Annotated in this window: 26 protein-coding genes; 8 read left to right on the top strand and 18 right to left on the bottom strand. The window is 65.3% G+C overall.

Annotated elements, in window-relative coordinates:
• Positions 1 to 277 precede the first annotated feature (277 nt).
• Genes CEW87_RS20405 through CEW87_RS20390 form a run of 4 tightly spaced genes read right to left on the bottom strand, consistent with a single transcriptional unit; the run spans position 278 to position 3,948 of the window.
• Positions 278 to 988, bottom strand: a complete 711-nt coding sequence (locus tag CEW87_RS20405; RefSeq protein ID WP_108975966.1) for an ABC transporter ATP-binding protein — start codon at positions 986 to 988, stop codon at positions 278 to 280.
• A 1-nt stretch (position 989) separates the two neighbouring features.
• Positions 990 to 2,195, bottom strand: coding sequence for an ABC transporter permease (locus tag CEW87_RS20400; protein ID WP_108975964.1), 1,206 nt, complete (start codon positions 2,193 to 2,195; stop codon positions 990 to 992).
• Positions 2,192 to 3,343: an efflux RND transporter periplasmic adaptor subunit gene (locus tag CEW87_RS20395; protein WP_108975962.1), complete on the bottom strand. Its 1,152-nt coding sequence runs from the start codon at positions 3,341 to 3,343 to the stop codon at positions 2,192 to 2,194. The genes CEW87_RS20400 and CEW87_RS20395 overlap by 4 nt, the downstream gene beginning before the upstream one ends.
• Positions 3,340 to 3,948 carry a TetR/AcrR family transcriptional regulator gene (locus tag CEW87_RS20390; RefSeq protein WP_108975960.1) on the bottom strand — a complete coding sequence of 203 codons (609 nt, stop codon included), beginning with the start codon at positions 3,946 to 3,948 and terminating at the stop codon, positions 3,340 to 3,342. Before CEW87_RS20390 ends, CEW87_RS20395 begins: the two co-directional genes overlap by 4 nt.
• A 321-nt stretch (positions 3,949 to 4,269) precedes the next feature.
• Here CEW87_RS20390 and CEW87_RS20385 point away from each other — a divergent pair, with 321 nt between their 5' ends.
• Positions 4,270 to 4,728 carry a DUF1499 domain-containing protein gene (locus tag CEW87_RS20385; RefSeq protein ID WP_108975958.1) on the top strand — a complete coding sequence of 153 codons (459 nt, stop codon included), beginning with the start codon at positions 4,270 to 4,272 and terminating at the stop codon, positions 4,726 to 4,728.
• A 26-nt stretch (positions 4,729 to 4,754) separates the two neighbouring features.
• On the opposite strand, the gene CEW87_RS20380 is transcribed toward CEW87_RS20385, so the two are convergent.
• The 6 genes from CEW87_RS20380 to CEW87_RS20355 form a co-directional block, all read right to left on the bottom strand.
• The gene (locus CEW87_RS20380; protein ID WP_108975957.1) at positions 4,755 to 5,837 is read right to left on the bottom strand and encodes a hypothetical protein; all 1,083 of its coding nucleotides are present in this window, start codon (positions 5,835 to 5,837) and stop codon (positions 4,755 to 4,757) included.
• A complete protein-coding gene (locus CEW87_RS20375) occupies positions 5,821 to 6,273 on the bottom strand; it encodes a hypothetical protein (protein ID WP_159098224.1) in 453 nt (150 codons plus the stop codon). Before CEW87_RS20375 ends, CEW87_RS20380 begins: the two co-directional genes overlap by 17 nt.
• 51 nt (positions 6,274 to 6,324) lie before the next feature.
• Positions 6,325 to 6,534, bottom strand: a complete 210-nt coding sequence (locus CEW87_RS20370; protein ID WP_108975953.1) for a dodecin — start codon at positions 6,532 to 6,534, stop codon at positions 6,325 to 6,327.
• 86 nt (positions 6,535 to 6,620) lie between these two features.
• A complete protein-coding gene (locus CEW87_RS20365) occupies positions 6,621 to 6,989 on the bottom strand; it encodes a YajD family HNH nuclease (protein WP_108977420.1) in 369 nt (122 codons plus the stop codon).
• Positions 6,990 to 7,052: 63 nt separating this feature from the next.
• Positions 7,053 to 7,652 carry a YceI family protein gene (locus CEW87_RS20360; protein ID WP_108975951.1) on the bottom strand — a complete coding sequence of 200 codons (600 nt, stop codon included), beginning with the start codon at positions 7,650 to 7,652 and terminating at the stop codon, positions 7,053 to 7,055.
• Between the two features lie 14 nt (positions 7,653 to 7,666).
• Positions 7,667 to 8,413, bottom strand: a complete 747-nt coding sequence (locus CEW87_RS20355) for a CDP-alcohol phosphatidyltransferase family protein (RefSeq protein ID WP_234421598.1) — start codon at positions 8,411 to 8,413, stop codon at positions 7,667 to 7,669.
• Positions 8,414 to 8,618: 205 nt separating this feature from the next.
• Here CEW87_RS20355 and CEW87_RS20350 point away from each other — a divergent pair, with 205 nt between their 5' ends.
• The 5 genes from CEW87_RS20350 (at position 8,619) to CEW87_RS20330 (ending at position 13,095) form a co-directional block, all read left to right on the top strand.
• The gene (locus CEW87_RS20350) at positions 8,619 to 9,614 is read left to right on the top strand and encodes a zinc-dependent alcohol dehydrogenase (protein WP_108975949.1); all 996 of its coding nucleotides are present in this window, start codon (positions 8,619 to 8,621) and stop codon (positions 9,612 to 9,614) included.
• Positions 9,615 to 9,681: 67 nt separating this feature from the next.
• Positions 9,682 to 10,080, top strand: coding sequence for a 6-pyruvoyl trahydropterin synthase family protein (locus tag CEW87_RS20345; protein WP_108948796.1), 399 nt, complete (start codon positions 9,682 to 9,684; stop codon positions 10,078 to 10,080).
• Complete coding sequence (locus CEW87_RS20340; RefSeq protein WP_108975947.1) at positions 10,077 to 11,132, top strand: glycosyltransferase family 4 protein; 1,056 nt, start codon at positions 10,077 to 10,079, stop codon at positions 11,130 to 11,132. Before CEW87_RS20345 ends, CEW87_RS20340 begins: the two co-directional genes overlap by 4 nt.
• The gene (locus tag CEW87_RS20335; protein ID WP_234421597.1) at positions 11,129 to 12,127 is read left to right on the top strand and encodes a methyltransferase domain-containing protein; all 999 of its coding nucleotides are present in this window, start codon (positions 11,129 to 11,131) and stop codon (positions 12,125 to 12,127) included. The genes CEW87_RS20340 and CEW87_RS20335 overlap by 4 nt, the downstream gene beginning before the upstream one ends.
• Positions 12,127 to 13,095 carry a lysylphosphatidylglycerol synthase transmembrane domain-containing protein gene (locus CEW87_RS20330; RefSeq protein ID WP_108975945.1) on the top strand — a complete coding sequence of 323 codons (969 nt, stop codon included), beginning with the start codon at positions 12,127 to 12,129 and terminating at the stop codon, positions 13,093 to 13,095. The genes CEW87_RS20335 and CEW87_RS20330 overlap by 1 nt, the downstream gene beginning before the upstream one ends.
• Positions 13,096 to 13,102: 7 nt before the next feature.
• Here the strand turns inward: CEW87_RS20330 and CEW87_RS20325 are convergent, their stop codons facing one another.
• Both CEW87_RS20325 and CEW87_RS20320 read right to left on the bottom strand, forming a co-directional pair.
• Positions 13,103 to 13,951 carry a RibD family protein gene (locus CEW87_RS20325; RefSeq protein ID WP_108975943.1) on the bottom strand — a complete coding sequence of 283 codons (849 nt, stop codon included), beginning with the start codon at positions 13,949 to 13,951 and terminating at the stop codon, positions 13,103 to 13,105.
• A gap of 109 nt (positions 13,952 to 14,060) precedes the next feature.
• Positions 14,061 to 14,870, bottom strand: a complete 810-nt coding sequence (locus CEW87_RS20320) for a creatininase family protein (RefSeq protein ID WP_108977414.1) — start codon at positions 14,868 to 14,870, stop codon at positions 14,061 to 14,063.
• Between the two features lie 80 nt (positions 14,871 to 14,950).
• Between CEW87_RS20320 and CEW87_RS20315 the strand changes: the two genes are divergently transcribed.
• Positions 14,951 to 16,615, top strand: a complete 1,665-nt coding sequence (locus CEW87_RS20315) for a hypothetical protein (RefSeq protein WP_108975941.1) — start codon at positions 14,951 to 14,953, stop codon at positions 16,613 to 16,615.
• Between the two features lie 43 nt (positions 16,616 to 16,658).
• Here CEW87_RS20315 and hflX read toward each other — a convergent pair whose 3' ends face one another.
• The 4 genes from hflX to nadC all read right to left on the bottom strand — a co-directional run bounded on the left by hflX (position 16,659) and on the right by nadC (position 19,940).
• Entirely contained in the window at positions 16,659 to 17,993 is a 1,335-nt protein-coding gene (hflX, locus tag CEW87_RS20310) for a GTPase HflX (protein WP_108975939.1), read from the bottom strand.
• 107 nt (positions 17,994 to 18,100) lie between these two features.
• Positions 18,101 to 18,319 (bottom strand): zf-HC2 domain-containing protein, encoded by a 219-nt coding sequence (locus CEW87_RS20305; protein WP_108975937.1) that lies wholly within the window; start codon positions 18,317 to 18,319, stop codon positions 18,101 to 18,103.
• A complete protein-coding gene (locus CEW87_RS20300; protein WP_108975935.1) occupies positions 18,313 to 18,942 on the bottom strand; it encodes a sigma-70 family RNA polymerase sigma factor in 630 nt (209 codons plus the stop codon). Before CEW87_RS20300 ends, CEW87_RS20305 begins: the two co-directional genes overlap by 7 nt.
• Positions 18,943 to 19,094: 152 nt before the next feature.
• On the bottom strand, positions 19,095 to 19,940 hold the full coding sequence (nadC, locus tag CEW87_RS20295; RefSeq protein ID WP_108975933.1) for a carboxylating nicotinate-nucleotide diphosphorylase: 846 nt from the start codon (positions 19,938 to 19,940) through the stop codon (positions 19,095 to 19,097).
• A gap of 87 nt (positions 19,941 to 20,027) precedes the next feature.
• On the opposite strand from nadC, the gene CEW87_RS20290 reads away from it, so the two are divergent.
• A complete protein-coding gene (locus tag CEW87_RS20290; protein ID WP_108975931.1) occupies positions 20,028 to 20,918 on the top strand; it encodes a DMT family transporter in 891 nt (296 codons plus the stop codon).
• A gap of 25 nt (positions 20,919 to 20,943) precedes the next feature.
• Here the strand turns inward: CEW87_RS20290 and CEW87_RS20285 are convergent, their stop codons facing one another.
• Positions 20,944 to 21,837 (bottom strand): DMT family transporter, encoded by an 894-nt coding sequence (locus CEW87_RS20285; RefSeq protein WP_108975929.1) that lies wholly within the window; start codon positions 21,835 to 21,837, stop codon positions 20,944 to 20,946.
• Between the two features lie 13 nt (positions 21,838 to 21,850).
• On the bottom strand, positions 21,851 to 23,359 hold the full coding sequence (locus CEW87_RS20280) for an NAD(P)H-hydrate dehydratase (protein WP_108975927.1): 1,509 nt from the start codon (positions 23,357 to 23,359) through the stop codon (positions 21,851 to 21,853).
• Positions 23,360 to 23,403 lie beyond the last annotated feature (44 nt).

Here is a 23,403-nt window from a genome sequence, read left to right as displayed (position 1 = left end):
TGTCAGGGCAGGGCGGGTGGTATCCCGGTAGAAGTAGATCGAATCCTCCATGAGGACCATGTGGGTTCTGTAGTTGCTCTCCTGAAGGCAGAGGCCACCTGCTAGCCGTCGGACGCAACCCAGATGTAATGCCAGCCATCAACATGGAAATCGACCACCTTGCTCATCATTTCCCCTTGCGAACATCGAAGGTATGCCACAAATGTATGATGTCAGGGTGGTTCGACGGGCGTCGCGGGGAGCCGTCACGAGTGTCTGACGGAACGCAGTCCTTCTCTCATTCGAATCCCCGCCCTTCACCGGCTTCCTCGTGCGTGACGCCGTCCCGGATGTGGTAGATGCGCTTGAACGTGGGGATGATTTTTTCGTCATGGGTGACGACGATGATGGCTGTCTCGAACTTCCGGGCCATGTCGTTGAGGATGCGGATCACTGCCATCGCACGCTCGGAGTCCAGCGGGGCGGTGGGTTCATCGGCGAGGATTACCGGGGGGCGGTTGACCAGGCCGCGCGCGATCGCGACCCGCTGTTGCTCGCCTCCGGAGAGTTGCGAGGGCATGGCGTGCGCCCGGTGTTGCACATCGAGCGCCGTCAGCAGTTCCAGGGCCTTTTCCCGTGACGCACCATTTGTGACGCCGGCGAGCATCGGCAGCAGTGCGACGTTGTCCGTGACGTCGAGAAACGGAATCAGGTACGGCGCCTGGAATACGAAACCGATCTTGTCGCGGCGCAAGGCACGCAGATCGCGGACTTTCCAGCGCTCGTCGTAGATCACTTCATCGCCCAGCGTCATGCGACCGGCGGTCGGGTCGATCACCGCGCCGAGGCATTTCAGCAGGGTGCTCTTGCCGGAGCCCGAGGGGCCGATCAGCCCCACCACCTCACCCGGTGCCACCTGCATGTCTACACCCTTGAGGGCGTCGACTGCGGTGTCGCCTTGGCCATATCGTTTTCTCAAACCTTCGATGCGGATGCCTTTGCCGCTCATCTCATCCTCCAATGGCCTCGGCCGGATCGACCTTCAGCGCCGTGCGAATGGCGACGATGCTGGCCAGTACGCAGATTGCGAGTACGGCGAAGAAGCCTGCGATGGAGTCGAGCGGCATCAGCAGAACGTATTTCGGGAACAGGGGTGCAGAGAACGTGGCTGCGATCTTGCCGACCACGAAGCCAATCACGCCCAAGGCGAGTGCCTGCTGCATGATCATTGCGGCGATCGTTCTGTTGCGTGTGCCGATGAGCTTCAACACCGCGATCTCGCGGATCTTGTCCATCGTCAGCGAGTAGATGATGAAGGCCACGATTGCAGCGCTGACAATGGCCAGAATCACCAGGAACATGCCGATCTGCTTGGCCGAGGTTGCGATCAGCTTGCCGACGAGGATGCCTTCCATCTGCGCCCGGGTGTAGACCGTCAGACGCTTCCAGCGCCGGATGGATTCGGCGACCTCGTCCGGCGCGTGGCCTGGCTTCAGCGTGACGAGCACCGCGTTGACGAATGCATTGGTGCTCTGTGACGCGATGACGGCATCCAGCAGACCCGGAACGCCGGGCTGGTTGAAGGCCGGGTTGGCTTCGGTACGACGCCGGCTCTGCCAGATGGCGTCGTTGTCCTTGAGGAACTGGGCTTCCTGCGCATCCTTGAGCGGAATGAATACCATGGGGTCACCGGCGGACGACACCATCCGCCTTGTCAGCCCCACGACGGTGTACTGGTTGCGGCGGATTTTCAGTACGTCGTCGAGCTGGAAGCCGGTGGCGATATCGGCTACTGCTTCGTAGTGACCCCGCGTGATCTGGCGCCCGGCGACGAGATAGGGCGGCCAGCCCGGCGTGCCCCCCACTGCGCCGGGTGCAATGCCGACCACCATGGTACGGATATCGCGCTCACCCTTTCTTGCCTGCATGGTCAGGTAGGTCACGTTTGCGGCGCGGGCCACCCCCGGCATGGCAAGGAGGGTGCGATACACGTCGTCGTTGAGGCTGGACGACTCTGCATAGGGCCCGAGCGTGTCCTTCTGCACCACCCAGAGGTCTGCGCCGCTGTTGTCGAGCAGGGCTCTGCCGTCATCGACCATGCCCCGGTACACCCCGGCCATGACGAGGGTCACGCCGATCAGCAGACCCAGGCCGATGCCGGTGAAGACGAACTTTCCCCAGGCGTGGAGAATGTCGCGGCCGGCAAGGCTGATCATTTTGAGACTCCCGGGATGCGGTCGACGACATGGAAGCGGCTGTTCTCCGTCAGCGCCTTTTCGCTATAGGTCACTACCTGGTCCCCATCCTTGAGCCCCTCGCGCACCTGCACGTAGCCATCAAGGTCTGCGGCTCCGAGTTTCACGGGGGTGAAATGCAGATCGCCATCCGCGATTGTCCACACCCCCACGCTGTCGCCGTTACGGTGAATCGCCGCGTTCGAGACCACCGGGGCTGCAGCGAGCGTCGGCAACTCGACGGTGACTTCGGCCAGCTCACCCAGGGGCGGCAGTGGCTGGGGGATGCTGTTGAAAATCACTTTGGCGAGTATCTCCTCGGTCACGGCGTCAGCCCTGGGTTCCACCCGCAGCACATGCCCTTCCAGCATCGTGCCGCTGCGCGAACGCAGGACGATATGGGCGGGCAGTCCTCCAGCGAGTCCGGATGCACTCACCTGGTCGAAACGTACGCTGACCCAGAAGCTCGTGGGGTCGATCACCTCTACAACGGACTGCCCGGCAACGATGGTCGTCCCGGGGTCGGCGTCGCGCGTGGCGACGATGCCATCGACGGGCGCGATCAGGCGCAGATTGCTCCTTTGTGCGACGAGTCCTTCGCGGTTGGCGCGGGCACGGCCGAGCTCTTCCCGGGCCGCGGAGAGTGCAGCCTCGGCGATCTGCAGTTCCTGTCGCTTGGTGCTTGCGAGTTCCTCGCTGGCAGAGCGCAAGGTGCGTAATCGCTCATAGCGATGAGCCTGGGTTTCCGCGTAGGACTGCCGTGCTTGTGCCTCGCGCAAGGCCGCCTGTGCACTTTTCAATGCCGACCCCTGAGAGCGAACCCGGTCATCGAGGTCGACCGGATCCATTTCGCCGAGGAGCTGTCCGGCCTTGACCTGATCGCCGACATGCACGTCAAGGCTCTTTATGCGTCCTGCAAAAGTCGGTCCGATCTTGTACGTGTAACGTGTCTCTACCGTGCCGATACCGAAAAGCGCAGGCGTGACCGCGCGCGACTCCACGCTTGCAAGCGTCACTGCAACCGGCGCCAGTGGGCCCGATCGCAGGCCGACATAGATGAACAGCGCAAGAAGAGGAATGATGACCGCAAGCAGCGCGAGGGTGCGCCCTTGCAAGGGAAACTTTTTCATTGCGCACTCCTTATGCCGCGGCGGTAGATCGCGAAAACCTGCGGTGCATCGCGGCGCATGCGTCCCACATCGCCTGCCAGCAGTGATTGCATGACCAGCCCCTGAACCGTGCCGATGAACAGCGTCGCCGCCGCCGCGTTATCAAGAGAGGCGGGGATCTCGCCGCTGGCCTTGCCCGTGTCGATGAGACGATGCAGGCGTTCGCCATAGCGCTCGATCAGGGTCTGCACCATGCGCTTGGCAGGTGTCGATTCGGCGCGCTGAAGTTCGCCAAACATCATTCTGGGTACGCCAGGGTGCTCGATCACGAATTCGACATGTGACATGAACATCGCCTCCATGGCTGCCAGGGGCGACTCGATTCCCTGAGCAGACAGGTCTATTCTGGCCAGCAGGCGTTCTGCGACCCACTCCATGACCGCCTTCCAGATGGACTCCTTGTTCGGGAAGTGCCTGAACAGCGCGCCCTGAGTCAGGTTCATGTGTTTGGCGATCGCCGCAGTGGTGATCTCGCTCGGGTTCTGCGCGCCGGCAAGTGCCACGACGGACTCGACGGTGACGGCACGACGCTCGTCCGCAGGAAGGTGCTTCGGCGGGGTATCCACGACTGCCTCTTGTACGAAGTAAGTAATTAATTACTATCTTAGTACAAGAGGCGATTCGTGCAAGAGAAAAATGAGGCATCCGGCACGCCTGTCACAATCCGGTATCTCCAACGGGCTATTCAAACTGTGCCCCGACTTGTCGGGAACCCCACCATCCCGGGTGCGGGGCTGAAGGCATCAGATGAACTCCTCGCGGGCGACGTGGGGGCGGGCAACGAAGGCGCCGCGTAGAATGGCGTCGAAGAGGAGGAGCGCCGCAACGGTGAAAACAGTGCTGGCTCCTTTCCGTGTTTCGTCCGTTCTTTCTGATCTGAGGTGCACATGAAGATATCGCGCTGGGCTGCGGGGATCGCAGTTGCGCTGCTCGCGACGGGATGTGCCGGCAGCTTCGCGCTTGCCGGTGAGGTGCTTGCGGCCGATGGTCTCGAGCCGTGTCCGGCATCACCGAACTGCGTGTCGTCGCAGGCAGCAGACGAAGGCCGCCGGGTGGCGCCGCTGCGTTACACGGGCGACGAGGCCGATGCGCGCAAGCGCCTGCTTGCGGTGCTTCGTGGCATGGGCGGCGCGCAGGTCAAACAGGACGCGGGCAATGACATTCACGCCGAATTTCGCTCGGCGGTGTTCGGATTCGTCGATGACGTGATCTTCCGCTTCGGCCCGGCAGGCGAGATTCAGCTGCGCTCGGCATCACGTACCGGGTACTACGATTTTGGTGCAAACCGGCGCAGGGTCGAGGCCATCAGAAGCGGTTTTGACAACCGGACTGAGGCACTGCGCTGAACGGCTTGTCAGCGGGCCGCCCCGGATTACGTCGGGGTGCATGGCATTTCGTCTGCGCGTTCGTCCAGCCACTCCAGTGTTTGCGTGGTGAGGGTGGAGATCCGGATCAGCGGATCCGCGGCGTCCCAGCCCTGGTCCTTGAGCGGGCCGTTCATCTGGAAGCCATCGTCGTTGAAGATGGTCAGCGGCGGCATGAGGTCTGCCAGGGCGACGCGCTGTTCGCCCCCCGAACTGCGGCCCGGGTGCATGACCCGTTGCAGATAGGCTTCGGGGTCGGTTTCCTGCTCCAGCACATCGAAGTAATCGCCGAGCAGGACATGAACGGCATGATCGCGCACCGCGGGTACGCGTACCCGCATCGAACGTGCGAGTCCGGTCGGGGCTGCCCCGAAGGCATCGCAGATCTCGCACGCACTCATTTTCTCCAGCGGGCTCACGTCGGTGTCGCCGAGTGAGAGCAGGGCCTGGGTAAAGGACTTTCCCGGGTCGGGCGTGTGCAACGCGAGCCAGCACAGTTTGGGCACGACGTTGAAAGTGAAGCTGAAGCCGAAGCCGGCCAGCAGGCGGCCGATGGCTTCTGCATAGTCGGATTCGATTCCGTGCGCGATCTGTACGGTTTTTGCCAGGCCCAGCTCCGAGTATCGGGAAAAGGCGCCACGAAAGCCTTCGATCACGGCCTGGGTTTCGAGGACCTGAAGCGTCGAGAATCCCGGCCCGGACGCGGCAAAACGGCTTCGGGTTGCGCGGTAGTCCGTGAGCAGACCGGCCAGCCAGTCCTTTTCGGGCGTCCCGGCCTTCAGGTGCTGCTGGGTTCGGGCGCACAGGTTGGCATACTCGATCGCGATGTCGAGCACGAAGCGGGTCGACAGCAACTGCACCATGTGGACGGCTTCGTGCGACACGCCGTAAACACAGCGGATGAAGCGGTCATCGACCTCTGCTTCGAATCCACTGACCGTTTTCGCATAGGCGTAGCTTTCATTGATGGCGACGACGCCGCAGGTCAGCACCAGCAGAGCTTCCCCGCTTTCCGGCAGGCGCGAAATCAGTTCGCGGCTGGAGCCCCGCAGCCGTGCGACCGCCTCACTGCGTTCATCGGGGCGTGGCATCTGCCCTGGCCTGGATACGGCTTGGCGTTCCGGTCGATTTCAGGCAGTCGCGCAGCAGGCTTTCGGGCACGATGCCTGCATTCTCGATGCGCAATTCCCGGGTGCCGTCAGGACCTTCGATGGTGCAGGTGATTGCGCTTTGCACCGCGGGCCTGTCGCCTGTCGCAATCGCGAGCTGGGCGCTGGCGACGGCCAGCGAAAGGGCCGACAGCACGATGCCAACAAGCTTGATCGTGGCATCGGCACCGTCGGTGCCTGCAGCGCCCTTCACCTTGATCGCGCTGCTGCGGCGTGCGCCCAGCGTGCCCGCGCTGCGGACGGGGGCGAGGGCGAGTGCCTTGGCGTCGGGCTCGGCCAGCAGGGTGGTGCGAAAGGCCTGCTCCCACTGCGGGAGCGCCAGCCCTGCAACAGAGATCGAGAGATTGAGTTCGCTCATCGCCATCCCCATACGCGAAACATCACTGCTGCTCGGCAAACGCTGCGGCGCTCAATCCTCCAGGCGGAAGCCCACTTTCACCTTCACCTGGAAGTGAGCGATCTGCCCGTCAGAAATATGGCCTCGAATCTCGGTGGCCTCAAACCAGTCCATGTGACGAATGCTTTGCCCCGCCTTGGCGATGGCGTTGCGGATGGCTTCGTCGCTGCTGACTGGCGATGAACCGACAAGCTCGACGATTTTGTATACGTGATCCGACATGGTGGTCTCCTCCGCTGAGTCTGGTGTTGTTCCTGCAGTATAGAAGACCGTTTCTGCGCCGGTCGGGCGACCCGGGCGCAGAGGGTTCAGCTTTTCTTGCCTGCCAGTCGGGCCTTCAAGTCCGCAAACGGTGAATGCGTGGCCACGGTTCCGTTGTCGGTCATGGTGCTGCCACCGGCCTGGGCTTCGAGCTGGCGCTGGTGTTCGTTGTCGTGGCAGTAGATGCACAACAGCTCCCAGTTGCTGCCGTCGGAGGGATTGTTGTCGTGGTTGTGGTCGCGGTGATGGACGGTGAGTTCGCGCAGGTTGGCGTGGGTGAAGGTGCGTGCGCACCGACCGCAGATCCATGGGTAGATCTTCAGCGCGCGCTCACGGTAGCCGTCGCTGCGGGCATCGGCGTTGCGGCGGGCATCGGCAACGATCTGGTCGAGTTTGCTGTGATCGATTTTCTTCATGGCTCTGATCCGGTTGGTGTCGTGCATGGTAGCGCAAGCCCGTTCAGACCGCTCCTGCCCGGTTTACTGCCGCACGGCCTCCAGTTCGAAGCGCATCTCGACCTGGTCCGACACCATGTCATCCTTCACCGCGTAGGTCATGCCCCATTCGCTTCTGAGCAGTGTGGTTCGGGCCGAGATGCCGAGCGTGTGCTTGCGATGCCCGAAGGGATAGCTGGCGGCCTTGTTCAGGGTCACGTCGAGGACCACTGGCCGCGTTTCGCCGCGCAGCGTCAACATGCCTTCGAGCTTGCCGGTATTGTTCTCGCCCGGCGTGAATTTGCTGGCTTCGAAGACGATCTCGGGATAGCGTTTGGCCTGCAGAAAATCGCGGTCGCGCAGGTGACCGTCGCGCTTCTTGTGATTGGTGAAGACGCTGTCGGCGGCAACCACGACGCGGCCCGAACTGAGCTGGCGGGTGTCCTCGTCGTACACGAACTGCCCGCCGGCCTCGAGGAAGAGGCCGATCACACTGGCGTAGCCGACATGTTGCACCTGGAAGCCGATCGAGAAATGCTCCGGATCGATCTCGTAGGTTTGCGGTGCGGCCAGTGCAGCGGGCATGCCGGCTGCGGACAGCAGCAGTGCGAACAGAAGCTTGGAGGAGAGACGCAGGGTATTCATGACCGGACTCCTTTTCAGGACTGGGGACTGGCACCCGACCTGCGGGCGTGCTGAAAAAGCCAGCCGATGTCGAGTGCAAACGATATGCTCAGTGTAGTCAGTGAAACGAGCAGTATTGCAGTGGCGGCGGTCGCGGAGACTGCAGGCAGCAGGCACACGAGCAGGCTGCCGACCTGCCACACGCACACCACCTTGCGCCGGAAGCTGTCAGGCAAAGCCGCGCCGAGCCAGGGCAAGGGGTGCATGGCGAGCACGAAGACATAGCGCATTGCGCCGATTGCCAGCACCCACGCACCGGCCTTGTCGAGTTGCCACACTGCGAAAGACAGCGCGAGGATGAAGAAGGCGTCGAGCTCCATGTCAAAGCGGGCGCCGAATGCACTTGTGCTGTTGCTGCGCCGCGCAACCCAGCCATCCAGCCCGTCGAGCGCGAGCGCCGCGGTGCTTAGGATCGCAAGCGGGAGCGCATTCGCCGCCAGTGCGTCGGGAAACCACGCCGCTCCGGCGATGATGGAAACCAGACAGGCGCGCAGCAGTGTGACCCGGTTCGCTGCACCCAGCGACTGCTGCAGGCGTGGCCAGGCGCGCAGGATGAGGCCGGCCATTCCGAGATAGATCAGTACTGCTGCGAACTGCACGCCAGCAGGCAGGCCGAGCACTGCCGCTGCGCCCGCTGCACATGCCCAGGTCAGCAGCAGGCCGGCCGCGAGTTCGTAAGCGGCGAGCGGTGCGGATGAAGGTGGGGCGGGACGACTCTGCATTGTGTATCCATTCCGGGGTGATGCCGGGCCATGATGACAGTTGCTTCGGCGCAGCGCGCACCGCGCCGTGGCGGGAACCTCCCGCCTGCAAGCGGACTCGGATGCTGACAGCGTACAGACGCGCACACGACCTTGGTTCGCTTCGGCATACTCTAGGCCCTGTGTCGGTTTAGTCCCTCTTTGTCGAGATGGAGTTCATGGCCTTATGCGTACCCATGCTTTCTGGACTGTTGCGCCGGGTCGTGGCGAGATTCGCGATACCGAGCTGGAGCCGCCGGCAGCAGGGGCGCTGAGGGTTCGTGCCCTCTACAGCGGCATCAGCCGTGGCACCGAGCGTCTGGTGTTCGATGGCGAGGTGCCTGAGAGCGAATACGCGCGCATGCGGGCGCCGTTCCAGGAGGGCGAGTTTCCTGCGCCGGTCAAGTATGGCTACGCCAGTGTCGGTGTCGTCGAGGCAGCCGGCAGTGATGAGGCGGCCCAGGCCCTGCTCGGCAAGACCGTGTTCTGCCTCTACCCCCATCAGTGTGATTACGTGGTGCCGCTGTCTGCGCTGACCGTGCTGCCCGAGGGCTTGCCGGCGGCGCGCGCGGTGCTTGCCGCCAACATGGAGACGGCGGTCAATGCACTGTGGGACGCGGCGCCTGCGGTGGGCGACCGGATCGCAGTCATCGGTGCCGGCGTGGTCGGCTGCCTGGTGGCCTGGCTGTGCAGCCGGCTGCCCGGCTGCCGGGTGGAACTGATCGATATCGACGCGTCGCGCGCGCAGCTTGCCACCGCGCTCGGGCTCAGGTTCCGGCCACCGTCAGCGGCGGCGCCGGAATGCGATCTGGTGATTCACGCCAGCGGGCAGGCTGCGGGCTTGCGCGATGCGCTCCGCCTTGCCGGGCAGGAGGCAATGGTGCTGGAGATGAGCTGGTTCGGGCGGCAGGCCGTGTCTCTGCCGCTGGGCGAGGCTTTTCACGTGCGCCGGCTGACGCTGCGTTCGAGCCAGGTTGGCAGCATTCCGCCCGGCCGGCTGCCGCGCTGGGACTACCGGCGCCGGCTCGAACTCGCGCTGTCCTTGCTCACCGACCCGGTGCTCGATGCACTGATCAGCGGCGAGAGCAGCTTCTTCGATCTGCCGACCGTCATGGCAAGCGTGCTCGACCGCGATGCAAACACCTTGTGCCATCGCATTCGCTACCCGTCGCCCGCCGGATGAGCGCTTGATCCGGCGATGGCCCGTGCGCTACCCCTTTTCTTCTTGATGCTTGCAACAGGACCCTTCCATGTACAGCCTGAACGTTCGTGACCACATCATGATTGCCCACAGTTTTCAGGGTGAGATCTTCGGCCCGGCGCAGCGCATGCACGGCGCGACCTATGTGATCGATGCCTGCTTTCAGCGCGAGGAACTCGACGCCGATGGTCTGGTGGTCGACATCGGTCTTGCCAGCACCGTGCTGCATGCAAAGCTGGCCGAGCTGAACTTCCGCAACCTGGACGAGGAGGCCGCGTTCAAGGGGCGCAACACCACGACCGAGTTCATGGCGCGGGTGATCTTTGAGCGCATGGCGGTGGCGATTCGTGATGGCGAACTGGGCGAGGGCGGCCGCGGGCTAACCGGGCTCAAGGTCACGCTGCATGAGTCGCACATTGCCTGGGCGAGCTACGAGGGGCGTTTGTGAGCGATCAGGCTTCGCCACGCTGCAGCTTCATCGTCGCCGGCGACCCGGGTCAGCGTACTGGGGGCTATCGCTATGACGCGTTTATCGTCGATGGCCTGCGTGAGCGTGGCTGGCAGGTCGAGGTCATGGGGCTGGCCGGGCGTTTTCCGGTGCCTGACGAGCTGGCCTGGGAGGCGCTCGACCGCGCGTTGACCGATTTGCCGGACGACTCCCGTGTGGTGATCGACGGGCTGGCCATGGGCGGCTTGCCGGATGTCATCCAGACCCACGCTGGGCGGCTGCGCATCATTGCGCTGGTTCATCATCCGCTTGCCGATGAGTCCGACATCGGTTCGGTGCAGCGGATGCTGTTTCTGCGCAGCGAATCCGAGGCGCTTGCGTCGGTCGCGGCGGTCGTCACCACCAGTGCGTTCACTGCGCGGCGCTTGCAGGATTTCGGGGTGCCGTCCTCATGCATCAGCGTGGTGGTGCCGGGCGTGCAGGCCGCGCCGGTGGCCGTGGGTGGGCATCACCCGCTGCGCATGTTGTGCGTGGCAACGATCACGCCGCGGAAAGGGCACGAGGTGCTGGTCGCGGCCTTGCAACGTCTGGGCGAACTCGACTGGGAGTGCGTCTGCATCGGCAGCCTGCTGCGCGATCCGCTCCATGCGCAGCGGATTGCACGCCAGATTCAAGACGCCGGTCTGGGTGACCGGATGCGTTTGTATGGCGAGATGGCCGACGTCGAGCTCGCAGGGGCTTATGCGGCGGCGGATTGCTTCGTGCTCGCATCGCATTACGAAGGTTATGGCATGGTGATTACCGAGGCGCTCGCGCGCGGCTTGCCGGTGGTGTGCACGCGTGGCGGCGCGCTGGCCGAGACCCTGCCGCCGGAGGCGGGCTTGCTGGTGGCGGTCGATGATGTCGATGCACTGGCCGATGCGCTGCGGCGCATGATCGAGGAGCCTGCACTGCGCAAGCGTCTGCGTGACGGGGCACGCAAGGCACGGGACGGACTCAGGGGCTGGGCGGAAGCCGCCGCGGAGTTTGCGCGCGTGCTGGATTCGGTGTGAGCATCAGGGTGGCCGAGATGCATTCATCCCTCTCCGGTACCGACGATCGGGCGCCGAGTGTGCCGGTCGGCCCGCATCCGGACGCGGTGTTCAGTGCCGACTGGCTGGCCCTGCGCGCCGGGCCCGATGCAAGGGCACGCAACGCCGGGCTGGGTACGCGCGCACGGCAGTGGCTGCTCGACCGCGCCCGAAGTCGTGAGTCCGGTGCCGCCCTGCATCTGCTCGACCTTGGTTGCGGCAGCGGTGCCAACACCGCTTTTCTCGCCGGGCGCCTGCCGGGGCCGCAATCCTGGCGTCTGCTTGATCACGATGCAGCCTTGCTCACGGCCGCGGCGGCGCGCACGACGCAACTGCGCGATGCAGACGGGGCTGCGCTGGCAGTGCGCACGCAGTGCTGCGATCTGCGCACCTTGCAGCCTGCACATCTGGCGGGCGCCGATCTGGTCACGGCATCGGCGCTGATCGACCTGGTCGATGCAGGCTGGCTCGAGCAGCTTGCCTTGGCTTGCGCGCAGGCCGGGTGCGCGGTCCTGATCACGCTGAGTGTCGATGGTCGCTGGCGTCTCCTCAGCGGCGAGGATGGCGCGCCGGCGCAGGAAGAAGTGGATGTCGACGATGCCTTCGTGCGTGCGGCGTTCAATGACCACCAGCGTCGGGACAAGGGCGTGGGCGGCGCGCTCGGCCCCGATGCGGTGGCCGCGTTTGCCACGGCCTTGCGCGCGCAGGGGTTCGAGGTGGCCTTGGCCCCCAGCCCGTGGCGGCTGCGTCTCGCCGACCCGGACGAACTGGCGCTGGCGCTCGCGCTGGTCCAGGGTTGGTGCGATGCTGCGCAGGCCCAGTGTCCGGCCGAAACACCACGGATTACGGCCTGGCATCGGCGCAGGGTCGAACGCCTGCAAGGTGCGTGCGGGGTACTCGAGGTCGGACATGCGGACCTGTTCGCCCAGCCCGGTGCCGAGGCGCGACCTGATGCGTCGTCCCAGACACGCAAGTGATGAGCGCAGCCAGGTCGAGTCTCGCGGCCACAAGCCGGCGCAGACGGCTGTTCATCCTGTTGCGGGCCTTTATCAGCATTGCTGCGCTCGGCGCATTGTTATGGTGGCTCGAGCCCGCATCAATGCTGGATGCGCTTGGCCCGCTGGCGCCGGGATGGGTGCTGGCAGGGCTTGCAATCAGCGTGCCGCAGGTGTTTGTTTCAGCGTGGCGCTGGCGCCTGACTGCGCACCGGCTGGGACTCGATCTGAGCCTTGGGCGGGCGTTTCGCGAGTATTACCTCGCCACCTTTCTCAATCAGGTGCTGCCCGGCGGTGTCGGCGGTGACCTGAGTCGCGCCTGGCGTCATGCGTCTGAAGCCGAGGATGTGCGCGGGGCATGGCATGCGGTGCTGATCGAGCGGGTCTCCGGGCAGGTGGCGCTGATCGTGGTTGCCGTTGTGGCGCTGCTGTCGTCGCCGGTTCTGCTGCGCAGCGTGACCACGTTCCCGACTGCGCCGAAACTGCAGCTTGCGGGTGTGATCGCAGCCTTCTGTGCCGCAGTCCTGTGGTTTTCGCGGCGGGCGCTGACGCGCTTGTGGCGTGATCTGCGTCATTCGATGCTGGCGCGAACGGTGTTGCCGCAGCAGTTGCTGGCCTCGTTTGCGGTGGTGGCAAGCTATATCGCCGTCTATTTCTGCAGCGCGCGTGCAATCGGCGTGCCCCTGCCGGCCACAAGCTTGCTGCCGCTGGTGCCGATGGTCTTGCTGGCGATGGCACTGCCGCTGTCGGTGGCCGGCTGGGGGTTGCGCGAGGGCGCGGCGGCCGGCATCTGGCTGCTGGCGGGCCTGGCGCCCGCGCAGGGCGTGGCCATTTCGATCGCATACGGGGCCCTGGTATTCGTCTCCAGTCTGCCCGGTGCCGTATTGCTGATGCTCGGCGGACTTGGGGCCGGGCCGCGCAAGGGTGTTGCCAGCCAAGGGCCGCAGTAGCCGGGGCTCAACGCAAGGCGAGGTCGAACAGGGTATCCCTGCCGCAGGCAAAGCTGCGTGAGCGCGGGCGCAGCGCGTCGTCCAGGGTGTCGATCGCTGGCAGGCTGACGCCGGGGCGGCCAGAACCGATCAGCATTGGTGCGACCAGCAGATGCAGACGGTCGAGTGCGCCAGCGTGGAGAAAGCGCGATACGGTGTAGCCGCCGCCTTCGATGAGGACCCGGTGCAAACCGTGGCGGGCGAGAATGGCAAGAATGGCTGCGGGCTCGATGTCGCCCTCCGCTTCGTCACCGGGGCGGTCGATGGCGATGCGGGTGCTGTGCGAACCGGGGCCGGCATTGCAGTGGCGCGAGCCCACCAGATGCAGCGTGGTGGCAGTGTCGTCATGAAACAGGCGGGCATCGGCGTTGGCGCGATTGTGACGGTCGATGACGACCCTGACCGGATGCGGTCCATCGACATGACGCACCGTGAGTTGCGGATTGTCGGCATTGACCGTGCCGACACCGACCAGCACCGCATCCACGACGGCCCGCAAGCGATGAAGATGGGTGAGGGCTGCGCTGCAGTTGATGTATTGCGAGGCGCCGCTGACGGTGGCGATGCGCCCGTCCAGGCTCTGACCGAGCTGACCGACGACATGGCTGCCCGACCCCGAAACCAGCGGCAGAAAGAGGTCGAGCATCTCCCTGGCCTCTGGACTGGGCTCGGCGCTGCACTGCCAGCCGCCGTTGTCCGTGACTTCGAGTTCGTATTCGTCCCCGGCGAGCACGGCGCGCGACTGCCCCTGCCAGTCGTGCTGGCGGGTGCGGAGAATCAGTTGCCAGGCTTGATCGGCGCAGAGCGAAAGCGGCATGGGCGGAACTCGTCAGGGTAGTGGGGCCGAAGCCGGAAGGGTGAGCTGACGCACTGGCAAACCTTGCCGACTCCCGCGCCTGCGAGGAACGAAGGCCAGCCAGCGGCCGTCAATCGGCGCCTGTCGCGAGCTGATCGAGCCTGAAGCGGTGTGCGTCGCAGACCACCTGCGCCAGCGTGTCAGCAAACTGACCCACCAGACGCTCGCCGAGTTCCGCTGTGGCGAGGCGCGCGTTCCCGGCGACCCCCGCCGGATTGAGGTCGCCCGCCATCCACGCGAAACCGGCTTCGCCCTCGGGTCCGAGCGTGTGCCCGGATGTAGCCATGTGTTCGCCGCAGGATGTCCAGCGGTCGATTGCGTCCCGACGCACCTTGTGCGGCGCGATATGCAGCATCATCGCGGTTTCCAGGGCGCCCCCGTGCAGACCGTGGCGCATCTCGCTGGCGGGCAGGGCCTGGGGCGGTGGGGCGAAGCGGAAGTAATTTGCGCGTACGACCAGCATGCGATGCGCTGCGCGCAGTTTGAGCGCGGCGAGATCGACGACTGCCTTGTTTCCGCCGTGGCTGTTGAACAGCACCAGGCGGCGAAATCCGGCACGGGCAACACTGTCGCCCAACTCGGTCAGGGCTGAGAGCGCAGTCTCCGGCGACAGGCTCAGGGTGCCGGGGTAGTCGCGGTGCTCCAGACTGAGGCCGACGTTCATCGCTGGCAGCAGGCAGGCGGGCAGGTCGTGCGGCAGGCGCTCGAAGGCGGCAGTGGCCAGCGCCAGGCCGATGTCGAGATCGGTTGATAGCGGCAGGTGGGGTCCGTGCTGCTCGATGGCGGCCAGCGGCAGCACCGCCACGGCGTCCCGCGCGGCCAGCGCACGGATCTCGTCGGGGGTGAGGTCTTGCCATAAATAACGGGGTGCTGGCTGCATGAGGGGATCCATTGGGGCGATTGCAGGTCTTTGATCATGATTGAAACACTGAATTCCGTCCCGGGGGCATGAATCGCGTGATGAACTTGAAAGCGTCGGGTACGAACGCATTGCTGCGCCTGGTCCTGCCGCTGCTGGTCCTGAACGCCGTGCTGACCTTCGGCAACGACTGGCCGGGAATTGGCGTGGTGTTCGAGCCCCGGCTCTCGGTCGAACTGCTCGCCGGCGCAGTGCTGCTGTTGCTGTGGACGCGGTGGCGCGGGGTGGTTTCATTGCGTGTGTTGTCGATGCTGGGGGGGCTTGTGCTGGTGCTGGTGCTGCTGCGTTACGTCGAGGTCACCGTGCCCGCGCTCCTCGGTCGTCCGGTCAGTCTGTACTGGGACGGGCGCCACGGCTGGCAGGTGCTGCGCATGGCGACGATGGACATGCCCGTGTGGCAGCTCACGGGGTCTGGCCTGTTCGTGCTGGCTGGCGGCGCGCTGCTGTTCGTGCTGTTGCGGCTGCAGATCGTGGCGCTGTCCGAGGGTTTCCGCCGCTGTGCGACCTCGCGTGGGCTGGTGCTGGCCCTGATTGCACCCGTGCTGTTCTGGTTCGCTCAGCCCTGGGTGGGGCGCGACACCCGCAGCCTGTTTGCCGAACCGGTGAGCGTGGCGGTCTATCGAGCCGGCACGCAGTTGCGGGATGCGCTGGCGCCCGGGCGCAGCGCAGCGCTGCTCGGGCCGAGCCCGGTGTTCTCGGGCAATCTGAATGCGCTCGGTGGTGTCGATGTGATCCTCATCTTTTCCGAGGCCTATGGCGCCGTGACGTTTGACGACGCCGAGATTGCGGTCTCGCTCAAGCCCTCGCGGCAGCTGCTGGCGCAGGCGCTGAGCGACAGTGGTCGTGGTGTGGTGTCGGCCCGCGTGCTTTCTCCCACGTTCGGCGGCGCCTCCTGGCTGGCGCATTCGGCCCTGCTCAGTGGCATCGATACCCGCGACCCGGGCAGCTACGATGTCCTGCTGACGACGGATCGCCCGACCCTGGTGAGTCACTTTGCCGGGCACGGTTATCGCACCGTGGCACTGATGCCCGGCCTGCAGCGGCCGTGGCCGGAAGGCGCTTACTACGGATTCTCGCGCTACGCCGACGTGGATGCGATCGGCTACCCGGGGCCGGCTTTTGGCTACTGGCGGATTCCGGACCAGGCCGCGCTCGCGCTCCTGCATGCGCAGGAGTTGGCGCAGCCGGTGAGCGGGCGCAGTCCGCGCTTCGTGGTGTTTCCCACCGTAAGTTCGCATGCGCCGTTCCGGCCCGTGCCGCCCTATGTGGGCGACTGGGATGCGGTGCAGGGGGTGTCCGCCTACTCGCCGGAGATGCTCGACAAGGCGCTTGCCGAGCCGGTGTCGTGGTCGGACCCGCTGCCCGCCTATCTGCAGTCGATGCGCTACAGTTTCGAGTGGCTGTCGGGCTACATGCGCGAGCGGGCGGCCTCCGGGAGTCTGATCATCGTGATCGGTGACCATCAGCCCATTGCCGCGGTGAGCGGGCGGGGCGCCTCATGGGAGGTGCCGGTGCATGTGTTCAGTGCCGATGCGGCGCTGCTGGCGCGCTTTGAGCGCGCCGGCTTTCGCGCGGGGCTGGGCGAGGATGCGGCCTTGCTTGGCGGCATGCCCGATCTGACCCGGATCCTGCTGAGCGTATTCAATGACAGCAGCGATGACCGTGGCGACTACAGCGGCGGCGCGCCGTCCCCGATTCAGCGCTGACAGCGTATTCGTCGGGGCGGCGCCTGGCGCCGCGTGAGCGCGCCTACTGCGCCTGTGCGAACTGTTCGCTCAGGTGCTGCACGGCATCGCGCTCGCCGCGGATGCGCAGGAAGGCGCCGTTGTCGTCGGCGCGTTCGCCCAGCAGTTCGCAGTTTGCGTAGATCTTTCCGCGCAGCTGCTGCGCCGACCACGGCAGGAACAGCTCTGCCTCGATCAGGCCCTGCTGGAAAAAGGCGACGATCTGCGCACGCAGGCTGGCGACCTCGTGCGGGCGGCGCGCGCTCATCACCACACATGACGGGTACTTTGCCCGCAACGCCGCTTCGCATTCGGCCTGCGCGGCTTCGTCGCCGACGTGGTCGATCTTGTTGAATACGCGCAGCTTAGGCACGTCCTCTGCGCCGATCTCGGCCAGAACCTTGTCGGTGACCTCGAGCTGGCGCTCGAAGCCGGGGTCGCTGGCGTCGATGACGTGCAGCAGCAGTGAGGCGTCGAGCGCTTCATCGAGCGTGGACTTGAACGACGCGACAAGCCCGTGCGGCAGGTTCTTGATGAACCCCACCGTGTCGCTGACGAGTACGCGGGGCGTGCTGTCCGGGTAGAGCGTGCGGACCGTGGTGTCCAGCGTGGCAAAGAGTTTGTTCGCGACCAGCACCTCGCTGCCGGTCAGTGCGCGCATCAGCGTGGATTTTCCGGCGTTGGTATAACCGACGAGCGCCACGCCCGCGAGCCCCTGCCGACCCTGGCGCCGCGCGCGCTGGGTCTTGCGCTCGGCTTCCATGGCAACGATCTCGAGTTGCAGCTCGGCAATGCGGTCACGGATCTTGCGCCGGTCCAGTTCGGTGTGCGACTCGCCCGCGCCACGACCGCCCGAGCCGCTGCGCTGGCGCCCCTGCGGGCCGGCCAGCTTGGCCGCTTCGCGAAGACGCGGCGCCATGTAGCCAAGGCGCGCGATCTCGACCTGCGCGCGGGCCGCGCGCGAGCGCGCATTGCGATGGAAGATCTCAAGGATGACCATGGTGCGGTCCATCACTTCGCAGCCCACTTCCTTTTCGAGGTTGCGCGCCTGCGACGGCGAGATCTCGTGGTCGACCAGGATGGCATCGATGAAGTCACCATCGGCATCGGCGCTGTCGTCAGCGGGCAGCCTGTTGCTGACGAAGACGCTGATTTCCTGACGCTTTCCGGCGCCCAGATAGGCTGTGGTGTCGAAGCCTGTACGCTTCTGCACAAAGCTGTGCACCACCTTGAACCCCAGCGTTTTTGCCAGTTCGCGGAGTTCGGCCAGCGAAGCCTCAAACTCGGCATCGCTCACGTTCGGCAACTGGACCGCTGCCACGACGGCGCATCTGAGCTTCTCTTTAACAACAGTTTGCATTCGGGGGGTACTTCTCTTGGAGGGCAAAGCAGGATGGTACCCGTCAATGCAAGGTGGCCGTGCGTAACAGGTGTATCAAATCAGCGACTGCGAGTCGGTCGCCGTGTTCAGTCCGTCCTGGCAGGGGGCGTCGTATCGTCCTGTGCGCCGGTGTCGCCGCTCGCGTAGCGCCGGGTCATGGTGCGCAACTGCCGCATCTGCTCCTCGAAATTGGTGCAGCCCTTGCACATCATGATGTGCATGCGCAGCGACAGCCGCTCACGCAGGCTGAGGCCGCGGTCGAGTGCTTCCGAACTGAGCCGGGTGGCTTCCTTGCAGGTCAGCATGAGGGACAGTCTCCGGGGTTGAACCAGTTGCCCTCGAGGCAGCCCCGCAGGCTGACGCGGGCGCGATACAGGATGACATGGCAGTTGTTGGAGGTGATCTCGAGTTCGGCGCAGATCTCCGGGGTTTCGAAACCCAGCATCTCGCGCATCATGAACACGCGGGCGATGTTCTCTGGCAGGCGGTCGAGGCAGGCTTCGAAAACCGCCCAGAACTGCTTGTTGTCGAGCGCCTCGTCGGGCGTGTTCCATTGCGCCGGGCGGGCCTGTTTCTGCCAGTGGCCGTTATCGCGGAACAGTCCGTCGAGCTTTTCGTCGTCGGAGATGTCGTCGCTGCCGATCGATGAGATCGACACCGTGCGCGCGCCACAGCGCAGGATGTCGACGATCTTGTTGCGCAGGATGCTGAAGATCCATGTCTTCAGTGCGGCGCGGCCTTCGTGGCGGGCAGCGTTGATCAAGGCGGCCTCGATCGCTTCCTGCACGGCGTCTTCGGCCAGTGCGGCGTCACGCAGTTGCAACTGCGCAAAACGCAGCATGTCGCGCCGAAGCTCGGTCAGCAGGACCGGGTCGGCGAGCGCGTCTGCCGGCGATGTGGGGTGGGTGTTCGTTTGGGCACGCACCATGCGTGGTCTCCGGGGCCGGTTGGTCGGGCGATGCATGAAGCACGGCAGGCTTCAGTGTTGTCGGCGGCGCTTGCGCACAGGTCAGGGAGCCCTGCGCATGCGCCGCCGGTCATGAGTCGGTCCTGGCCGCCGATTCTTACACCCGGCCGCGATCAGGCCTCGATATGACGCAGCGACAGGTCGAGGGCGCGCACGTCCTTGGTCAGGCTTCCGATCGAGATGCGGTCTACGCCGGTCTCGGCAATTTCACGCACGCGCTGCAGGTTCACCCCGCCGGAGGCTTCAAGTTCGGCGCGTCCTGCGTTGATGGCGACCGCTTCACGCATGTCTTCCAGGCTCATGTTGTCGAGCAGGATCATGCCGACGCCGGCGTCGAGCGCGTCGCGCAGTTCGTCCAGGCTCTCGACTTCCACTTCGATGAAAACGTTCGACGGTGCGATGATGCGCGCCTGTTCAACGACTTCGCGAATTCCGCCGGCGGCGATGATGTGGTTTTCCTTGATCAGGATGCCGTCGTACAGGCCGATGCGGTGATTGACGCCGCCACCGACCGCGACCGCGTATTTCTGCGCCAGACGCAGGCCGGGCAGGGTCTTGCGGGTATCGACGATGCTGGCGTTGGTGCCGGCGACGGCATCGACAAAGCTGCGGGTGACCGTTGCCGTGCCAGAGAGCAACTGCAGAAAGTTAAGCGCGGTGCGTTCGGCGGTAAGCAGCACCCGTGCGCGGGCTACCACTTCGCACAGCTCCTGGCCAGCTTCCACCCGGTCGCCATCCTTGACGTGCCATTTGACTGTGGCCGCCGGGCTCAGTGCGGCGAAGGCTGCATCGAACCAGGCCGTGCCGCAGATCACGGCGTCCTCCCGGGTGATCACGCGGCCGCGGGCCTCGGTCTGGGCAGGGACAAGACGGGCAGTAAGGTCGCCGGTGCCGATGTCTTCCGCCAGCGAGGCGGCAACACAGCGCTGGATTTCGACGCGAAGCTGTTCGGAGAGCATGATGAGAACCGGATTGAGTAGGCAGGGGCGAGATTCTAACATTGCGCACCGATGCACCTGCTGCGTCATTCAAGCTCTGGATGCTCCATGAAGCCACGCGACCTCGTCGAACTCTTTCTCCTTGCCGCAATTTGGGGCGGCTCATTCCTGCTGATGCGGGTTGCTGCGCCGGCCTTCGGGCCTTTCGCGCTCATCGAGCTGAGGGTGGGGCTGGCCGCGCTGGTGCTGATTCCGGTGCTGGCCATGCAAGGCGGTTTGCGCCAGTTGCTCTCGCGCTGGGCTGTGCTGCTGGTGGTTGGCCTGTGTGCGTCGGCTTTGCCATTTGTGCTGTACGCATGGGCAACGCTGTCGGTGACGGCCGGTTTCGCATCCATCGTGAACGCGACCACGCCCATGTTTACCGCGCTGGTGGCGTGGGTCTGGCTCAAGGACAAGCTAAGCGCGCCAGCGCTCCTTGGCATGCTGGTCGGCGTGCTCGGTGTGGTGGTTCTGGTCTGGGGCAAGGTTTCGTTCAAGGGCGGTGGCTCGGGCTGGGCGGTGCTTGCCTGCCTCGGGGCGACGCTGTCGTATGGGGTCGCGGGAAACATGACCAAGCGCTATCTCTCCGGCGTGCCGCCGATGGTGACGGCAACCGGCAGTCAGCTGTATGCCAGTCTGATTCTGTTGCCGATGGCGATCTACTGGTGGCCGCAAGAGACGCCATCGGCATCGGTGTGGAGCGCCGCCGTGGTACTTGCAGTGGTCTGCAGCGGGCTGGCCTACGTGCTGTTCTTTCGTCTGATGGAGCGGCTTGGCCCGACCCGTACCGTGAGCGTGACCTTCCTCATTCCGCTCTTCGGCATGCTGTGGGGTGCCGCATTTCTGGATGAGACGATTTCGCTGCGAATGCTGACCGGTTGTGCCGTGATTCTGCTGGGTACCGGGCTTGCGACCGGCGTGCTGAGCCGGCTGCGCATGCCCTGGCAGCGGATGAGCTGAATCGGGGGTAGCGACTCGTCGATGTTCAGGTCTTGAGGCGGCCGGATGCGCGTCCGCGGCGGCTGTCGATGGCGATCATCACGCCGGCCGAGCCAATGGTGAGAATGCCCAGCAAGGCGATTTCATCGGGGATGTGGCCGAAGAACAGCCAGCCGATCAGCATCGCCCAGATCAGCTGTACATACAGTATTGGCGACAGTACCGAGGCAGGGGCGTCGCGAAACGCCCGGATGAGGAGGAAGTGTCCGCTGCCGCCATAGATGCCGAGCGAAGCGATCAGCAAAGCGTCTTTCAGGCCCGGGATTGGCCCGCCCCAGATCCAGGGCAGGGCGAGCGTCATTGCCACGGTGCCGATCAGTGCCGTATAGAACAGCATCGTGACCGGGTTCTCGGTCGGTGTGAGCTGTCGGGTGAGGATCTGGTACAGGGCGTACGACATCGCGCCCCCGAGTGCGAGTGCGATGCCTTCCGCGACCAGGCCACTTCCCGGTCGTGCGATCAGCAGCACACCAACGAAGCCGACGATCACCGCGACCCAGCGCATGACCCCGATCTGCTCACCCAGCAGCGGGCGGGCGAGCAGGGTGACGATCAGCGGCGCGGCGAAGACGATGGCGGTGGTCTCTGCCAGCGGCATGCGCGACAGCGCGGCCATCCCGAAGAAGGTGGTGCCGAGCAGGCAAAGTGCGCGGGCGACCTGTCGCGTCGGGCGGGTGGTGCTGATCAGGCGCAGCCGCATCGACGGCGCGAGAAAGATCACCATCAGCAGGAAATGTACGCTGTAGCGCGACCACACCAGCATCGGCACCGGATAGGTCTGCGCGAGATGCTTGGCGGTGGAGTCGAGCAGCACGAAGAGCAGCAGGGCGCCGAGCAGCAACAGGACACTGCGGGCCAGTGCGGGCGTGGGAGTTGTCATCCGGGGCGGTCGCTCAGTGGCGTTCGCGCGCGGCTTCGACCATCCATCCATTGAAGACACCTCGTGCGGCGTCGATGACCTCGCTTGCGGTCAGTCCGACCGGGCCGACACCTTCACGTGCCAGGCGGTCGGCGGCTGCGCCGTGGAGGTGTACCGACGCAATCAGCGCGGGTTCGGCTGGCCAGCCCTGCGCCAGCAGACTCAGGGCAAGCCCGCTGAGGACGTCGCCCATGCCCGCCGTGGCCATGCCGGGATGCCCGGTGTTGTTGATGAACCAGCGCCCGTCCGGGGTGGCAATGATGCTGCCGGCGCCCTTGAGCACGACCAGCGACCTGTACTTGCGGGCCAGTGCAAGCGCGGCCGCGAGTCGATCGTGCTGGACCTCCTGGGTCGTGATGCCGAGCAGGCGGGCGCCTTCTGCCGGGTGTGGCGTCAGCAGGGTGATGCCGTCGCGCTCGCTGAGGGTCTGGGCCAGCTTGTCATCGCCGGACACGATATTGAGCGCATCGGCGTCGAGCAGCAGGGGGCAGTCGGATTCGATGGCTGCGCTCAGCAATTGCCGCGCATCGGCGTCGGTGCCCAAGCCGGGGCCGGCGGCGAGCGCAGTGAGATGGTCGGGCAGGGCGGCCGCGTTGCGCAGCATCAGTTCGGGATGGTTGGTGTCTACCGTGGGTGCGCCCGGGTCGAGCAGGCCGACGAATACCCGCCCGGCACCGAGCATGAGCGCGGCGCGTCCGGCCAGCAAGGCAGCACCGGCCATGCCGGTGGCGCCACCCAGAACGCCGGCGTCGCCGTACAGGCCCTTGTGGGTGTTGCGCGGGCGTCCGGACAGTCGGTCGCGAAACAGGCTGCTGCGAATATGGAAGCCCATGGCCGGCACCCAGGCCGGTGCGTCGATCTCGATGCGTTGTACCGAGATCTCCCCGCAGTGGTCGGGCCCGTCCAGGGTCAGCAGGCCGGGCTTGAGCGCGATGAAGGTGGTGGTGTGGGTTGCGCGAAAACAGGGGCCGAGCGGCCGACCGGTGTCGGCGTCGAGCCCGCTTGGCACGTCGAGCGCCATGCGCGGCACACGTTGTGCGTTGAGTGTGTTGATCCACGTCGCAAAGCGGCCCTCGGGCGGGCGCTTGAGACCGATGCCGAAAATCGCATCGACCACCAGTGCCCAACCGTTGGCGGGCGCCGAGGGAAGGTCGGAGACGGTGCTGCCGCCGGCCAGGATGAAGTCGGCGTGCGCCTTGGCGGCTTCGGGCGGCAGGGTGGTCGGCTGGTTGGCGAAGGCGACGATCACCTCGCGTCCGGCTTGTCGCAACTGGCGTGCCATCACGAAGCCGTCGCCGCCGTTGTTGCCCGGGCCGCAGGCAATCAGGATGGCGCCGGGGCGGTCCATGATCAGGCGCACAGCATCTTCCGCTGCGGCGCGGCCAGCTCGCTCCATGAGCGGCGGACGGGCACTCGGGATCAGCTTGCGCTCGATCTCGCGAATGCCGGAGACAGGGTAGATGGGTTGTGCAGAAGTGAACATGGTCGGGCTTTCAGCAAAGTGAGCCCCGATTCTAAGGGCGGCAG

The organism is Parazoarcus communis (genome assembly GCF_003111665.1).
GTDB lineage: Bacteria > Pseudomonadota > Gammaproteobacteria > Burkholderiales > Rhodocyclaceae > Parazoarcus > Parazoarcus communis_B.
Note: the sequence above shows the minus strand (reverse complement) of the source record. Positions and strands in the feature narration are given on the sequence as shown.

Coding starts and splice junctions, on each gene's coding strand:
- CEW87_RS20325 (WP_108975943.1), bottom strand. CDS start 13,951: ATGCCGCTTTCGCTCTGCGCCGATCAAGCCTGGCAACTGATTCTCCGC.
- CEW87_RS20405 (WP_108975966.1), bottom strand. CDS start 988: ATGAGCGGCAAAGGCATCCGCATCGAAGGTTTGAGAAAACGATATGGC.
- CEW87_RS20360 (WP_108975951.1), bottom strand. CDS start 7,652: ATGAATACCCTGCGTCTCTCCTCCAAGCTTCTGTTCGCACTGCTGCTG.
- CEW87_RS20365 (WP_108977420.1), bottom strand. CDS start 6,989: ATGAAGAAAATCGATCACAGCAAACTCGACCAGATCGTTGCCGATGCC.
- CEW87_RS20395 (WP_108975962.1), bottom strand. CDS start 3,343: ATGAAAAAGTTTCCCTTGCAAGGGCGCACCCTCGCGCTGCTTGCGGTC.
- CEW87_RS20315 (WP_108975941.1), top strand. CDS start 14,951: ATGAACTTGAAAGCGTCGGGTACGAACGCATTGCTGCGCCTGGTCCTG.
- CEW87_RS20380 (WP_108975957.1), bottom strand. CDS start 5,837: ATGCCACGCCCCGATGAACGCAGTGAGGCGGTCGCACGGCTGCGGGGC.
- CEW87_RS20280 (WP_108975927.1), bottom strand. CDS start 23,359: ATGTTCACTTCTGCACAACCCATCTACCCTGTCTCCGGCATTCGCGAG.
- CEW87_RS20345 (WP_108948796.1), top strand. CDS start 9,682: ATGTACAGCCTGAACGTTCGTGACCACATCATGATTGCCCACAGTTTT.
- hflX (WP_108975939.1), bottom strand. CDS start 17,993: ATGCAAACTGTTGTTAAAGAGAAGCTCAGATGCGCCGTCGTGGCAGCG.
- CEW87_RS20400 (WP_108975964.1), bottom strand. CDS start 2,195: ATGATCAGCCTTGCCGGCCGCGACATTCTCCACGCCTGGGGAAAGTTC.
- CEW87_RS20350 (WP_108975949.1), top strand. CDS start 8,619: ATGCGTACCCATGCTTTCTGGACTGTTGCGCCGGGTCGTGGCGAGATT.
- nadC (WP_108975933.1), bottom strand. CDS start 19,940: ATGCTCTCCGAACAGCTTCGCGTCGAAATCCAGCGCTGTGTTGCCGCC.
- CEW87_RS20305 (WP_108975937.1), bottom strand. CDS start 18,319: ATGCTGACCTGCAAGGAAGCCACCCGGCTCAGTTCGGAAGCACTCGAC.
- CEW87_RS20330 (WP_108975945.1), top strand. CDS start 12,127: ATGAGCGCAGCCAGGTCGAGTCTCGCGGCCACAAGCCGGCGCAGACGG.
- CEW87_RS20355 (WP_234421598.1), bottom strand. CDS start 8,413: ATGCAGAGTCGTCCCGCCCCACCTTCATCCGCACCGCTCGCCGCTTAC.
- CEW87_RS20290 (WP_108975931.1), top strand. CDS start 20,028: ATGAAGCCACGCGACCTCGTCGAACTCTTTCTCCTTGCCGCAATTTGG.
- CEW87_RS20385 (WP_108975958.1), top strand. CDS start 4,270: ATGAAGATATCGCGCTGGGCTGCGGGGATCGCAGTTGCGCTGCTCGCG.
- CEW87_RS20320 (WP_108977414.1), bottom strand. CDS start 14,870: ATGCAGCCAGCACCCCGTTATTTATGGCAAGACCTCACCCCCGACGAG.
- CEW87_RS20375 (WP_159098224.1), bottom strand. CDS start 6,273: ATGAGCGAACTCAATCTCTCGATCTCTGTTGCAGGGCTGGCGCTCCCG.
- CEW87_RS20285 (WP_108975929.1), bottom strand. CDS start 21,837: ATGACAACTCCCACGCCCGCACTGGCCCGCAGTGTCCTGTTGCTGCTC.
- CEW87_RS20300 (WP_108975935.1), bottom strand. CDS start 18,942: ATGGTGCGTGCCCAAACGAACACCCACCCCACATCGCCGGCAGACGCG.
- CEW87_RS20370 (WP_108975953.1), bottom strand. CDS start 6,534: ATGTCGGATCACGTATACAAAATCGTCGAGCTTGTCGGTTCATCGCCA.